The organism is Rheinheimera muenzenbergensis (assembly GCF_036984005.1).
Classification (GTDB): domain Bacteria; phylum Pseudomonadota; class Gammaproteobacteria; order Enterobacterales; family Alteromonadaceae; genus Alishewanella; species Alishewanella muenzenbergensis.
Genome location: NZ_JALAAR010000008.1, coordinates 38,115 through 52,793, shown reverse-complemented (window position 1 = coordinate 52,793; position 14,679 = coordinate 38,115). Strand labels below are relative to the sequence as shown.

Below are 14,679 nucleotides of genomic sequence, written 5' to 3'. Positions count from 1 at the left end.
ATTTTAATACGCACTATGACAAGACAGATACCGTTAACCGTGGTATCTGTCTTAATGAGTACTAGTCGTTAGTTTATAGCAGCGGCCAAACGCTGACGTATTTCGCTTAAGCTTTGATTGATCAGCAATTCACCATTTTCAAACACCGGCTTAAATTCACAGTTAGCAACATCGTGCCAGCTGGCTTGATCTTTCAGGTAATATTCACCGTTAGTATCTTTAAACACTGCAACTAAACCTTTAGCAGAGCGTTTGGTGCCGTCATCTGTTTTCGGTGCTTTAAAGATTTCCCGGTCGACACCGTCCACCCTGGCAAAGGTCGCTTTGACAGCGAAGCCATCGGTATCACGCGTTACATATTGATAAGTGTAACTACCTATGCCAAATACCACATTGGTTGACGCAAAGCCTTTAGCTTGTAAACCGGCACAAATGGCTTCAGCACGCTCTATGGTAATAGAGTCACCGTAAATTAAGCCGACATGGGGGTCGAGTATTTTGTAGCCTTTAGCTGTGGTAGAACCACCAAACACCTGCCACAGACATTCAATCGCACCTTTGAACTCGGGGCTACCAGGCTGTGCATCAGGATCACCACAAATAACTTTTACCGGGCAGCCGGTGTCAGGACGAAACACAACTTTGCCATCCCGGGCTAAAATTTTAGCTTTTAATTTCACGGTGAAATCTGTCATTACCTGCCAGAAATCCCATGAGTCAGATACGATGCTAACTATGCCTTGCGGGTAAATGTCTTCAATTAACCGACGGAAGGTTTCCAGCTCATTTTCCATGCCACCGGCGCACATTACTGAATGCTCGGTCGCCGCTACACTGCCGCCGACTAACTCTTTGTCGCTGTCAGCATTGTAATATTGCTCTAAGAAATCTATCGCCGGAATAGTGTCAGTGCCGGTAAAGCTAAGCAAATGAGCCGCTCCGCTCATTGTCGCAGCCTGCACACCAAACATGCCGCGGAAGCTAAAATCGTGTCCCTGCCAGTTAACAAATTCAGTGCTGCCGTCCGTCTCGCTGGCGTAATACGTCAGGATTTTTTTATACTGATGCGCTGTCGTCGCACTGGTACACATACCCCAGACATTAGCTGACAAAATAGTTTCCAGATAATTAGTTAACCAGAAAAAGCGCTCGTCAGTGTTATAGATAGTCAGGCAAGGCACTTTTAACGGATAAACACTCCCCTCTGGCAACGCCAGTATTTTAATCGGTAAATAGCCCAAATCATGCAAGTCGGCAATATGCGCTGTACCTACCTGGTTTGGCCCCAGGTAATTGTTGATGCGTCTTTCAAAGGCGGCAATAACCGTTTCTTTTGGTTGCTGGAAAAAATCACGGTTCCAACTGTCTATCAAAAAGTCTTTAATGAAATATTGCAGACCAAAAAACACCATTTTGTCGGTATAGCTGCGTCTGGTACCACGGGCAGTTAAATTACTGAAAATAAGCTGGGTGCCATCAGGGTATTGCCGGCGGTGATCAACTTTATAACCATCTATGGCGATAACAGGATTTAACTTCATTTTACTTCTCCTTGTGTAATCAGAAACGGCGTAACCGCAGTTACGCTTACAAATTCAGAACCTTTCACCGCTAAGCTATCGGTACAGTACACCTTATCAATACCACTTTGCCGCAGTGCGTCTTCTTTAGCGCTGCCCTCATAGTGCGATACCACCAGTACAATGCTTTCAGCACCTTTTTCTTTTAATTTTTTTGCCAGCTCTATAAAGGTGCGCCCGCCGGCACAAATATCGTCAATAATCACGCAGGTAGCGCCGTGCAAACTGTCGGCAAAAACTTCAGTGGCAACAATTTTACCGTCCCGCACATCGCGAATTTTATCTGCTCTTACAACCGGTACCCCGCCTAAAAAAGCTGACAATTCGAAGATCTTTTTATTAGCGCCGGCATCCGGAGAAATTAGCGTAATATCACGGCCAAGGCTGTTTACCACATCCTGAACAAAAGCATGGTTTTTAACCACCTGCACCTTGTTCAGTAATGCAGCGGTCACATCGCTGTGTGGATCAAATACCGTTACGCTATTAAATTGCAGGGCATTAATTAGGCTGGCATACACCTTCACCGACAATGGCTCACCAGGGTTACAAACCCGGTCTTGCCGCGCCCCCGGAAAGTACGGCATAAATAAATCAATACTGGCGGCACCCGCCCGCTTCAGTGCATCGGTCAGCAGTAATAACTGCATAACTGAGGCGTCACCTTGATAACGAAACAACAGCTTAACGTTGTGCGCCGGTGTTTCCGTTAATCGAATGTGGTTTTCACCGGCACCAAAACAAAATTGCTGATAGCCGCAATTTTCAGTCGGCGGCAAAACGTAAAAATCCATGTTACGGCAGTTTTCCATAGCAGCTCCTAAAAACAGCGAATAATATCACTTCAATAAACACTTGAGTAACACCTGATACAAATTCAGTTAGTGTCTTAACGACACTCAATATATGTCTTTAGGACACACATGACCAGTAGATTCGTTAGATATTTTTTTTATAACAAGCTGGAAAACTGCAGCACTTAAGAATATAGTGTCCTAGTGACACTATTAAGGGCAAGTTATGACTGAGCAAGGTTTTATCCAACCGCTATTTACTGTCGACAATGTGATGTTTGCTATAAATAATGCCAGGCTCTATGTATTGCTGGTGAAACGTGCGATTGCTCCTTACCACAATAATTGGAGCTTGCCCGGAGGTTTTGTCGATATTGCGCTCGATAAGGACGTTGAAGCCTGCGCTATGCGCAAGTTAAAGCAGAAAACCGGACTAACACCAGCTTATCTTGAACAGTTAGAGGTATTTTCAGGTGCAGATCGCGATCCGCGCGGTTACAGTGTCAGTCTGGCTTTTTTTGCGCTACTGCCCTACACGCCGGTTAGTAGCCAGATCAACAGTGTTTCCCATGCCAGTTGGTGGCCGCTTGATCAACTAACGCAGCTAACACTGGCCTTTGACCATCAGTTTATAATTGCCCAGGCACATCAGCGCTTGCAGCAAAAAGCGTTGTACAGCATGTTGCCGGTATTTTGTTTACCAGCCACTTTTACCGTGGGCCAGTTAAAAATGGTTATTGAAACTATTCTGGGTAAAGACATTCAGCGCAAAAGCCTGATGCGGCGGATAGAAGCCAGCGACATGTTTACCCTAACCGAGCAAAAGCAGGTCTCTGGCGGCAGGCAAGCTCAGCTTTATCAGCTAAAGCCCGGGGTCGATATCACGCATTTCAGCCGAAATATGGGCGCTTAAAAAGCCAGCCTAGTTTGCGCCTTTCGCTAAAGTCTGATCGAGGTTTTGTTTTAGCTTTGCATAAGTTGCACTGTGGTTGGCAAATGTAGAAATAATTTCAAGATCCATCTGCGCTAAATCGGTGTTGCCTAACTGCGTAGCCGCAATACAGCGCTCAATATGTAAAAAAACATAGTGCCCTGTGGCATACATATTTATGCCATCCGTTGCTTGTTTGATCGCCTCGTCCCATTGACTGCAATGGTTATAAAATTTCGCTGAAACAAAATGTAAAAAGAAGCAATACTGATGCCGCTGTTTTGCCAGTACAACATATTCCTGGGCCGCTGTTACGTCATCGGCTGCCAATTTAAGTTGCGCTAACCGCTTATAAGCCATGCCATCTCTGCTAACTAAAGCGGCATAAGCCAAATAGTCATTTTCTGCTGACGAGTACTCGTCAGTGGCTAAATAAATGAAATTTCGAGTCAGATGATAGCGAGCCTCCTGTATCAGATAACGGGCAACAATCTGTTCTTCTCTACTTAAATCGGGCATCACCTGGTGTAAACAGGATAAAACCTCATCTCTGAAATACTCCGGCAGATTTTTGTTACAGCTGTTTTCTTTGTCAATATTATCTATAACTTCAATACCATACCGTACATATTCAAAGCTCACCTTGGGCCATTTCAACCACTTTTTCTTATGTTCTTGCAAAAAGTTAAAGGCTTCAATATCACCGTACATTTGTGCCCGAAAATCTGCGGTTAGTAACAGCGCTTCTTGCTGAGGCTGTTCGACAACACAACGCTCTTCAACTATGGACAATGCGTACTCTTTATAACCTGCGTTAAATAAAGCTTTACTCAACAGTAAGCATTCTTCCTCATTGTATGTTTCCCGCAACGCCGTTAGCGGCCGTTGTGCCAATTGTTTCGACAGAAATATTGATTTCAGTGACGCTAATACATCAAACGGATACAACTCAAGAATTACCTGATATTGCCGCAGCGCCTCCAGCGTATTATTTTGCATTGATGCAGCTGCCGCCAACGCATGTAAAGCCTGTATATCATCCGCAACTATAGCCAGCAGCGCTTTTGCATGCTTTTGTATCTGGTCAGGTTGTGTCGTCGAGTACGCTGTCTGCAGTTGTAATCTTAGAGATTCTTCGACAAAGTCACCATCCAGGCTTTGTGCTACCTCAATAACAGATCCATGCTTACCAAGCAGTTGAAAATTTGTAGCCAATAACCATCTGTAGTACTGATTTTCCGGTTCGGTATGTACAATTTCGTTTAAAAACCGATTGGCCTGCTCATGCTTACCAGCCTGAGTTAGCTCAATGCTGACAGAATAGTGATATTGTTGAATGGCAAATGCCAATATATCTTTTTTTGACAATGCCTTAGCACAAATAATCAACTTATGAAAATACTCAGCGCCTTGCTGTTCTTGCTTTGGTAAAGACAGTAACAATGACATCGCCCGCTCATACTGAGCAGTCTCAAGTAAAATGTCAGTTAGCAGCTTTTGATACAGCAGAACGTTATTTCCAGATTCAATTTGCTGCAGCAGCAACTGCTGTAATTCAACGCCATGACGTTTTTCCGTCAGATTAAGTAAAGCGACAATTTTGTAATAGGTGGCTTCTGCCAAGTCTGCAGACAGGTTGGCTGAATCAACATAGGCGTCAATTTTTAGCCATTGTTTTTGCTGCGCTAAATCACGCAATAGCGGTAAATCAATATGTTCACAGGTTGTCATTGTAAGGTTTCCCCAGCAACGTTGACGCCGGTAGCTTGGCCAAATTGCGGATGCCGGCACCAGGGACTGTCGTCGGTCGTTAATAATCGTTGTGTAATAGCTATGGTGCTCTTTCCCTTTTCATCGTCTAAGTTGCCCATGGCAAACTGACGCCCTATAAGATAGCTGTGCCCATATTCAAACCAGTTACTAAACACTTTTTGTACTGCATTAGCTTGTTTATATATTTCATCCCAGGCTTCTCGCTCTGAAATATAGCCACAGGTAGCAGCCATGCGCGCTAAAGACGTTACTCTGCCAAAATCCCAGGCGGCAATACCGCCAGAGCCGATAACCGAGCGGTAATGTCTGACCAACATTTCGCGTTGATATTGTTTAGTATCTTGCTGACGCAACGTTTCAGCGACTAATCGCCATTCATGCTCCGGCATCAACATCTGAGCTCGAAACAGGCTGTTAAACACCTGCCGTTGCCCCTGCTCGACCAGCCATTGAACATTTTCAAAATAGGTTGTTCTATCAACAATATCCCACCAACCGCTCAGAACGCGTGCAAAGGTTTCAGCGTCACTGTGCAGCAGTACATCATGCCGCTGGCCGTTAACTTGCGTCAGTATTGCACTTAACCCCAAACACCATAATTGATGTTGTTGGTAACCTTCAGGGTTATATAGCTGAGTCATAGCGGGCTTTCCGTTTCATGAGCACGGGCATCAATTTCGTAGGGCGCATCAACTACCCAATGCGTGGCGGCTGCTAAAAACGACATAATCATCCTTGTTTGTTATTTCAGCGTTTGACAATTTGCGCTTTCATTCTTTATTTATCAGTGCACGATTCCATACCCGTGCGGTAGGTAGATACCATGCCTGAGCCACTGTGTTTTTGCAGCGCAGTAAACGCCTGGTAGCTTGGCTTATAAGTCACCTGATAATTTATATTTACCTGCAGGCCAAAGTTACCGCAGCAATTTGCACTGACCGTGGCATCCTGGCTGATAATTTTAAACTCTTCCAGTTTGTGCTCTTTAGCAAACGCTAGCAGCTTGTCTGTTTTTGTTTGGTAAATAGCGCCGACATCTGCCTCCGCTACAACCTGAATGTTTTCGACGTACGACAAGCTGGCAACGTCCATAACTTTACATACGGCTTCATCAGCATTAACAAACAGAGGGCTAACCAACAGGGTAAAAGGCAGAAGGTGTTTCATCATAAGTTCCTGAGTAGTATAGTGTTCATCCGAACATCCTTGCCAAAATCGGCGCAGTATACTAACTCAGGATAACCGTAATGTAAACGACAGGTTTACAATGTAAACTAGCACTTTAAAACCAATGGAAGTGTTAACGTTTTAACTATCGAGCGAAACTTTTTTTAATTATGTTTGATGTGGTTAGCTCGATTTTGCGCTATTCCGGCCTTAGAGGTCAAATTAGTACCGTATCATAAACCTTTCACGGTGCATTTAACTGTTATCGATACAACTCCATTCGCATCAGATATTTACCATACTGCTCCATAGTCATAAATTCATCGCCGGCCAAATAGTAATCTCTTTCAATTTCTTTCATGGCGTCGGCAATTTCATCTTGCGTAGAGGAGCTTTCATAACGGTAACTCCAGTATTTTTTAAGCTCTTCCAAGTTGAATGGATCTTTGCCAATTAAGGGGCCTTCTTCAATCTTCTTTTTCAGTTTCTCTTGCTGTTCACGAAATCTCATCTCAAGAATTTCTTGACCGCACCTATTTTTTTCTATCTGCTCTGGCGAAAAATTATTTTTACTCATTGGTAGTTTACCTTATCATGTTTTGCTACAGAGCCCTTGCAAGTCAAACTACTTCCTATTTAGTTTCAGTCTGACCAGACTTATCAAGTTTATGTATTCTTTCTATGAATACAGAACCTTTACCGATTCCAAATTCTCTTTACATAGCAACCCAGCGGGTCTACCCAGTTAATATGATTCGGTGCGTATTGGCAGTGGTTGATACTACCCAGCAGCCAAATCGGGTCCTGGCTAATAAGGCGGCCGGTTTGTGGGTCGTAGTACTTGAAATGGTTGCAGTGTAAACCACTTTCGCTGTCATAGTACTGGCCCTGAAAGCGGATTGGGTTGTCTATGGTGTTAACTGTCAGCGTGGCTTTACCAAACACGCTGTAGTACGCTTGCCAAACGATGTTGTTTTCGCTATCGGTTAGGCTAAGCGGTGTGCCTAACTGGTCCAACTGGTAAAAATACAGCTGGCCGACGCCAATCAGCGGACGTAATTTTCAAAAAAAAACTAAAGAACTGATTTACCCATTAACGATACAACTCCATTTCCATCAGATACTTTCCATACTGCTCCATGGTCATAAAACGTTTACCCAACAAGTAGTAATCTCTTTCAATGTCTTGCATAGCCCTGTCTACTTGAGTAGGAGTAAGGGTGTTTTGATAACGAAAACTCCAATACCTTTGTAACTCTTGCAAATTGAATGGTTCTTTTCCTATTAGACGAGCTTCATCCATTGCTTTGTTTAAAATTTTCTTACTTTCAACTTCATTCTTTGCTCTAATTTCTTGCAGTTTTCTGTCATGTTCATTCATAGAATCACCACTAATTTTTTCCATGCTGGTCAATAGCTTGCTTCCACGTTTTCCCTTTGTTGGCGCTTAGTGCGTTTATAGCATCAGCCTTAAACTTTCCTTCGGGTAAAGAACAGGTCACTCTGGCAATTTCATCGTCATTAATCACCTTTTCTGTAAGATCATCAACTGCTAGCTTCGGATTTTTTGTCAGCTCTTCATATGCATCAAAATTAGTTACTGACGTTTTACCGTTAAAAACGACAGCAGCTAATTCTTTATTTCCGTCTGGCAGCGTATGATATAACTCATAACGACCTAAGCTTGGATTTTTTTCGTAATACTGAACGAATTGGTCTCTATTACCTCGCGCAGCGATGAAACCTCCTGCAACAACATCGAATGGTACTATGGGGTCATCTCCACCAGGCTTTCTTAGCAACACACCGAGCAACGACATTTCTAGCGGAGCATCAACATCAAAGACATTCAATTGGCGTCCTGTCTCAAGTGCTTCTTTGTGCAGATTTTCAATTTCATAGAGGCCTCCAAGTCGTTTATCCACAATAATTGATGGCACTTGTTCTTTATTCTCTGGTTTAAGCAACTCAGTTTTAAGTTTATCGGCAAGCATTGCCGCTTCCCAATGTGTCTGATTATGGGTTAGATCTATACCATCTTTTTTCGCTTCATTGATTAAGACTGGTTTAAAGTCATCCGGATTAATAACTGGAATGTCACCTTGCACCAATTCAGGAATCACCCCAGATTTCTTCAATCTAGATTTGCCAGCACCAGTATTACCCCGCATTGCATGTATCGCGGGGGCACCTACAACAACTTGCGTTCTAGCTAACGCTTCAGTTGTCGCCGTATCTAATATTTGATTATGCAGTTGTTGCCTTTCTTTTATCCAGTTTTCATCAACTGCAGCTTTATTCCAAGGATCACCCGTCGCGTGTTCTTCACTAAAAGCATCGAGTGTAGTCATTGCACCGTTGCTGTTTGCTAGCGCTGCTTTGCGGGCTTCGTAGCTATCGCCATCCTCTTTTGCACAAAGTCCCAGCGGGTCTATCCAATTGATATGGTTAGGTGCATATTGGTAGTGGTTAATGCCCCCTAACAGCCCTATTGGATCCTGGCTGATAAAACGGCCGGTTTGTGGGTCGTAGTACCTGAAATGGTTGTAGTGTAGCCCGCTTTCGCTGTCATAGTACTGGCCCTGAAAGCGGATTGGGTTGTCTATGGTGTTAACCGTCAGCGTGGCTTTACCAAACACGCTGTAGTACGCTTGCCAAACGATGTTGTTTTCGCTATCGGTTAGGCTAAGCGGTGTGCCTAACTGGTCCAACTGGTAAAAATACAGCTTCCCGCCGCTTATTAATGCCAGCGGCTTATTGCTACCTGGCTCATACAGATACCAGCGATACTCGCCCTGGCTATATTCGCCAACCAGGGTGTTGCCTTCCCACAAGTAATCGGTGCGACCAGTGGCTGTTATCTTGGCGCTACGGCGGCCGAAGGCGTCATATTCGTAACGCGTTACCGCAACGCCAGCTGAATTAGTATTGCTTAGTGCCGTTAGCTGGTTAAAGCCGTTGTATTCCCGCTGCTGGCGTTTGCCATTAGCTGGTTATCACTATCTATGATCCGGAAGTTATCTAGTTCATCCCCCCCTCAGTCGTTATTCCACTCAACTTTGCTATCACCCAACATGTCACACACACCAAACCGTAGCAATTTGTCAGCATACAGATAAAAAATGTGAAACTTCGCCAGCGACCTTATCCACTCTGGATTAATTTGCATTTCACCATAATACGCACCTGCAAGTTGCCCGTACACTGCACCAACAGTATCGGCATCTCCTGCCAGGTTCACCGCCAAAATAGCACCATCTTCAAAGGTATCCGTATGGTGAAATGCCCAAATAGCCGCCTCCAGCGTATCAATAACGTAGCCGCTTGATTTTATCTGGTCGCGTGTCTTTTTATGTGCGTTTAATGCGGCCTCAACCACTTTAGGCGCCAGTACTGCTCTGCCGTCCCACATGCCTATAGTTGGTGTATAAAGCTCTGTTGTTAGTTTGTGCTTTGGTACGCCTCTTATTGCGCCATGAATTAATACGCCAAAATAGCGACACGCGTCGACGGCTTCAACAGCACCATGGGTGGTGCGTGATGATTCACCGCATATGCGGGCTACTTCTTTCGGTGAGCTAAATGCAAATAACGCTGCAGGCGCTACCCGCATTAATGAGCCATTACCTGCCGTATCTGGCGAAGTAGAGCCAGCATAGACGGTTTTATCAGTTTCGTACTTATACAGTGCTGACATCACCGTATTGCCAATATCAAAACACTCGCCGTTGACGCTAAAAGCTCCTTCTCGCCACCAATACCAATAAAGCTTTATTTGATTAGCAACATTTGAACTTTCACAACGAACAAGACTATGTGCCAAACATAACGCCATACTAGTATCATCCGTCCATTGGCCGGGTTTAAGGTTAAAAGGCCCACCACCGCTAAGTTCGGTCACCATAGGCTTGCTATCTCTGGCGCTGAATTCTAATGTTGTACCTAAGGCATCGCCCAACGCCAAGCCGAGTAAAGCACCACGAAATTTCGAAGCAAGTAATGAAGAATTTTGTCCAACAGTGTCGAGATAAGCCTTACATTTACCTTGATCAGCTCGGCTTATGCGAAGTGTTATATACCCTGTTAACCAGTACATAATTCGACGAGAACCTTCATCCATTCTGTCATGCAAAGGGGGAAAATCTAAATCGTCACGAAATAATCTTAAATCGTGCATTAAATCAAGATTTGCAACAGTCAATCGTTCTCTTTCATCTCGCGATAACTTCTTCATGTGCGTTCCTTCAAAACAACATTCCAAACAGGAAGACCTTCTTTATCAAGTACTTTATCTTTACTTACCACATCAAACTCGCAACCTGTTCTAAATAGCATTTCGGCTTCAAGATCTTCAAACACTGACACTCCGCAAACGTTGCCAGCATTATTAGCTGACAGTACTGTAATATTTACGTTTCCATCAAAAGATTTATTGGCATCATAAGAGGAACTCATAAATGCCTCTTCGGTAAAAACACCACCCTCGGGAAATAGCTCCTCTACCAGTTCATCGCTTAAGGTCACCCCTCTGGTTACTGGACCATCATGTGAATATTGCTCAGTATTTGCCAGCTTATTAATACCTGAATTTGCGCTTTCCACCAAACCTGACCATTCGCCAGGATTACCAGCCCTTAAAGCCGGATTTATATACTCATAATAAGATGCTGTATATGCCCGAATCGCAATAAATTCATGGTAATCCAGTAAGTCCTTTAACGCAGAGCATTCATACTTAGCCTGTGCATTAGCAACAAACTCATTACCAGCAGACACACTACTACTGTGTTTTTTAATCAGATTTTCAATATCAACTGCTTTATTATGCCCTACCTGTTCAGCATTAACAGGATCAGTATACTTGTTAGTCAGAAAGTCAAAGTTGTCTGGAATTAAGGGTATAGTTTCCTTCGCACACAAACCCAACGGGTCTATCCAGTTGATATGGTTAGGCGCATATTGATAGTGGTTAATGCCCCCTAACAGCCCTATTGGATCCTGGCTGATAAAACGGCCGGTTTGTGGGTCGTAGTACCTGAAATGGTTGTAGTGTAGCCCGCTTTCGCTGTCATAGTACTGGCCCTGAAAGCGGATTGGGTTGTCTATGGTGTTAACCGTCAGCGTGGCTTTACCAAACACGCTGTAGTACGCTTGCCAAACGATGTTGTTTTCGCTATCGGTTAGGCTAAGCGGTGTGCCTAACTGGTCCAACTGGTAAAAATACAGCTTCCCGCCGCTTATTAATGCCAGCGGCTTATTGCTACCTGGCTCATACAGATACCAGCGATACTCGCCCTGGCTATATTCGCCAACCAGGGTGTTGCCTTCCCACAAATAATCGGTGCGCCCGCTGGCCGTTATCTTGGCGCTACGGCGGCCAAAGGCGTCATATTCGTAACGCGTTACCACAACACCAGCTGAATTAGTATTGCTTAGTGCCGTTAGCTGGTTAAAGCCGTTGTATTCCCGCTGCTGGCGTTTACCGGCTGCGGCTGCGGCGGTTTGGTTCCCACTGTCATCATACTGATAGTGGTTGGCCTGATACTGCAACAGCCGATCTTGCTTGACCACGATGCCTTCACCACTCGGGTTGCCAAAGCTGTCCCACTGAAGCGATTCGTTTTGCGCGCTGTCGTGGCTTTGGCTTTTGCTAACCAGCTGGTCCAGCTCATTGTACTGATAAACCGTGTTACCGGCTTGGTTATCCGTAACCGATAGCAGCTGATGTAACACACTATAGCTATACTGCCGACTATGGCTGCTGTCGCCATGTTGCCACTGCTGGCCGGTTAAACGGTTAAACGCATCAAACTGTTGCTTAAGTTGCAGGCCGCTTTGATATTCACGGGCCGTTTCGCGCCCTGCGGCATCGAAGCTACGCCACATAACAGGTTGTTGGTTAAGCGCCAGTTGCGACAATAAGCCTTGTTCGTTGTAGCGAAAATCTACTCTGGTGCCATCAGGCAAGGTGGTGTTTAGCCGTTGGCCAGCTTTGTTATAGTCGTGCAGCGTGCGCCAGTCATCCTGCCAATGTTCGCTAAGCTGCCCATTGGCATGGTAGCTAAAACGCAGTTTACGTGCGGCGTTATTGGCCCGCAGTGGCCGGCCGAGTTTATCGTAGTAAAAGTGGTTGCTGCTTAGTTGCTGCTTATGCAGTGCCGTTTGCTCGACAATACGGCCACGCTTATCACGCTTAAATTTGATTTGCCGCTCTGTACCATCGGCGACACTAACTATATTGCCATCAAGATTATACTGGTATTGTTGTACCCGGCCATCAAAACCCTGCAACTTCACCGGCCGCTCTAAGCCATCGTAATCCAGCTGATAGCGTGCGCCGTCGCTGCGCATAATAGCGCTGAGGTTACGCTCTTTGTCATACTCGTAGTTAAGCGCACTGCCATCTGCCATCAACATGGCAACCGGCTGGCTCAAACCTTCGTATTGCCAGCGCGTTGTTAGCCCAAGCGCGTTGACTTTACTGCTTAAGCGTCCGGCACTGTCGTACTGCAATTGCTCGGTAATGGCGTGCTCTTCGTTATCAGCAGCGTACTGTTTTAACTGCAACACCTTGCCGGCAGCGTTGCGCAGGTATTCTGTAACTAAGCCACTGGCATCGGCAATACCATTTAAGCGGCCCAACTTGTCGTAACTGTAACGGGTAATGGCGTCACCCTGTTTGCGGGCCAGCAACTGGCCTTCATCGTCCCACAGGTACTGCTCGAGGCGGCCATCGGCATACTGCACCTGGCTGAGCTTGCCATCTTCATTGTATTGATAGCGGCTGGTGCTGCCATCCGGGCCATACTCAGCCAGTAGCAACCCGGCTGCAGTGTATTCCCGGCGCCACTGCCGGCCTTCAGCATCGGTAAAACCGCAGCGTTGGCCCAACTCGTTGTACTGAAAATGACTAATAGCGCCATCGGCCTGTTCTATGGTATTCAGTTGGCCATGTTCATTGTAGTAATACCGCGTTGTCGCGCCGTCAGGCCCGGTTTGCGCACTTTTTTTGCCCTGGCTGTTCCAGCTATACAGCGTAGTAGCACCATCCGGTGCTACTTTTTTAATCAGCTGGTTACGCTCGTCATGATAATACTGCCAGCACTGGCCCCGGCTATCGGTGCTGGTCGCCATGCGCTGGCTGTCATCATAGACAAACTTATAATCGTAGTAGCCATCATCCCCCCAATTGCGGCTGCAACGGGCAGCGGGCCCCTCACCCAACCAACTGAAATAATGCTTAAAACCACTGGCTCGCTGACGCACAGCTAACAGGTGACCTGTGTAGCCGTAATGTTCAGTTTGCTGTGCTACATCGGTTGCCGCGATCAGATCAGCCTGCTCATCGTAGTGATACTGTGCCAGCGGCGTCTCCAGTGATGCCAGCCCTTGCTCGGTTACCGCGACCGCCTCGATGCGGCTGAGTAAATTAGCCTTATTGTAAAACAGCTCTATAGCGCGTTTGCGGCTGTAATCTATCCGGCTTAACCGCTGCAGCTTGTCATAATACAATTGCAACACATGGCCCAGGCTGTCGGTAATGCGGTGTAATGCCCAGCGCGCCGGCTCATTGCTAGCTGTTTTAGCGGGTACAAACACCCAATGCGTATTATCAGGTTTAAACAACACCAGGCTGCCATCGCTTTCGTGGCGCAGCGCCAATGCCTCAGCCAGCTGATAGCTGGTTTGGCCCGGTTCAGGCAGGGCAAACGGCAAACGCCGGCCCTCTTCGTTATGTAACACCAGCTGCGCTTCGCCGTTATCATTTACCCGGCTGACGATATGTTGGTGAAAATTACTGCGCCAGCCATAACCCAGGCCAATGTTTTCGGCACTTTGCGATGAGCGGTAGCTGCGTATAAACTCCAGTGCGAAATCACCGGGTAAGGTAAAGTCGGTCAGTTGCAGAATTTCTTCGCCATTGCACATCGCCACCGGATCGCCGCAGGTTACCAGCTTGTCACCGTCTGGCATATCAACATCAGCGGCATTGGTGCCGCTATCAGTGCATACGGCGGCAGTCTGCTGCGCATCACTGCTGGCATCTGTAGCCCGCCCGCCCGGATTGGCCGGTTTTGCTGCGGCGGCTTTTTTTGCAGCCGGCGCACTGGCTTCTGCACCGATATCCGGCTTGGGCAAGGGCATCTCGAATACAAACAGCTTGCCAGCCTGAATAGCCTCTGCCAGCGTCTGTAGTACCTCATTGCGCACATTGATCACTGACATTTGCGCCGAACCACCGCCCAACCAACTGTATACCTCAGCCAACGCACGGGTATCACCAGATCCCATACCGGTGAAGTAGTCTTGCAAAAACGCCTGGGCTGCAGCTACTGACGCAAATTGTTGCAAGCTGCCGGCACCGCTTTTAGCTGTACTAAAGCGATACATTTGAGTGCTGTTACTTTTAATCTGCAGCGATTGCGTCATGGCG

12 protein-coding genes and 1 pseudogene are annotated in these 14,679 nt (G+C 46.1%); 1 reads left to right on the top strand and 12 read right to left on the bottom strand.

Annotation, left to right across the window (positions count from 1 at the left end; translation table 11 throughout):
* Positions 1-68 precede the first annotated feature (68 nt).
* Entirely contained in the window at positions 69-1,541 is a 1,473-nt protein-coding gene (locus MN202_RS10625; RefSeq protein WP_335736097.1) for a nicotinate phosphoribosyltransferase, read from the bottom strand.
* The gene (gene prs / locus MN202_RS10620) at positions 1,538-2,392 is read right to left on the bottom strand and encodes a ribose-phosphate diphosphokinase (protein ID WP_335736096.1); all 855 of its coding nucleotides are present in this window, start codon (positions 2,390-2,392) and stop codon (positions 1,538-1,540) included. Before prs ends, MN202_RS10625 begins: the two co-directional genes overlap by 4 nt.
* 208 nt (positions 2,393-2,600) lie before the next feature.
* On the opposite strand from prs, the gene MN202_RS10615 reads away from it, so the two are divergent.
* Positions 2,601-3,287 carry an NUDIX hydrolase gene (locus MN202_RS10615; protein ID WP_335736095.1) on the top strand — a complete coding sequence of 229 codons (687 nt, stop codon included), beginning with the start codon at positions 2,601-2,603 and terminating at the stop codon, positions 3,285-3,287.
* Positions 3,288-3,296: 9 nt separating this feature from the next.
* Here the strand turns inward: MN202_RS10615 and MN202_RS10610 are convergent, their stop codons facing one another.
* The 10 genes and pseudogenes from MN202_RS10610 to MN202_RS10565 all read right to left on the bottom strand — a co-directional run bounded on the left by MN202_RS10610 (position 3,297) and on the right by MN202_RS10565 (position 14,675).
* Positions 3,297-5,036: a tetratricopeptide repeat protein gene (locus MN202_RS10610; protein ID WP_335736094.1), complete on the bottom strand. Its 1,740-nt coding sequence runs from the start codon at positions 5,034-5,036 to the stop codon at positions 3,297-3,299.
* Entirely contained in the window at positions 5,033-5,719 is a 687-nt protein-coding gene (locus MN202_RS10605) for a DUF1266 domain-containing protein (protein WP_335736093.1), read from the bottom strand. The genes MN202_RS10610 and MN202_RS10605 overlap by 4 nt, the downstream gene beginning before the upstream one ends.
* A 136-nt stretch (positions 5,720-5,855) precedes the next feature.
* Entirely contained in the window at positions 5,856-6,245 is a 390-nt protein-coding gene (locus MN202_RS10600; RefSeq protein WP_335736092.1) for a hypothetical protein, read from the bottom strand.
* A gap of 262 nt (positions 6,246-6,507) precedes the next feature.
* On the bottom strand, positions 6,508-6,822 hold the full coding sequence (locus tag MN202_RS10595) for a hypothetical protein (RefSeq protein WP_335736091.1): 315 nt from the start codon (positions 6,820-6,822) through the stop codon (positions 6,508-6,510).
* Between the two features lie 119 nt (positions 6,823-6,941).
* Entirely contained in the window at positions 6,942-7,262 is a 321-nt protein-coding gene (locus tag MN202_RS10590) for an RHS repeat domain-containing protein (RefSeq protein WP_335736090.1), read from the bottom strand.
* Between the two features lie 76 nt (positions 7,263-7,338).
* Positions 7,339-7,650, bottom strand: coding sequence for a hypothetical protein (locus MN202_RS10585; RefSeq protein ID WP_335736089.1), 312 nt, complete (start codon positions 7,648-7,650; stop codon positions 7,339-7,341).
* A complete protein-coding gene (locus tag MN202_RS10580) occupies positions 7,637-8,596 on the bottom strand; it encodes a zeta toxin family protein (RefSeq protein WP_472511568.1) in 960 nt (319 codons plus the stop codon). Before MN202_RS10580 ends, MN202_RS10585 begins: the two co-directional genes overlap by 14 nt.
* Positions 8,597-8,674: 78 nt before the next feature.
* A pseudogene (locus MN202_RS20625) lies at positions 8,675-9,202 on the bottom strand (RHS repeat-associated core domain-containing protein); the annotation flags it as partial.
* 80 nt (positions 9,203-9,282) lie between these two features.
* Entirely contained in the window at positions 9,283-10,479 is a 1,197-nt protein-coding gene (locus MN202_RS10570; RefSeq protein ID WP_335736087.1) for an ADP-ribosylglycohydrolase family protein, read from the bottom strand.
* The gene (locus MN202_RS10565; protein ID WP_335736086.1) at positions 10,476-14,675 is read right to left on the bottom strand and encodes an RHS repeat-associated core domain-containing protein; all 4,200 of its coding nucleotides are present in this window, start codon (positions 14,673-14,675) and stop codon (positions 10,476-10,478) included. Before MN202_RS10565 ends, MN202_RS10570 begins: the two co-directional genes overlap by 4 nt.
* Between the last annotated feature and the right edge of the window lie 4 nt (positions 14,676-14,679).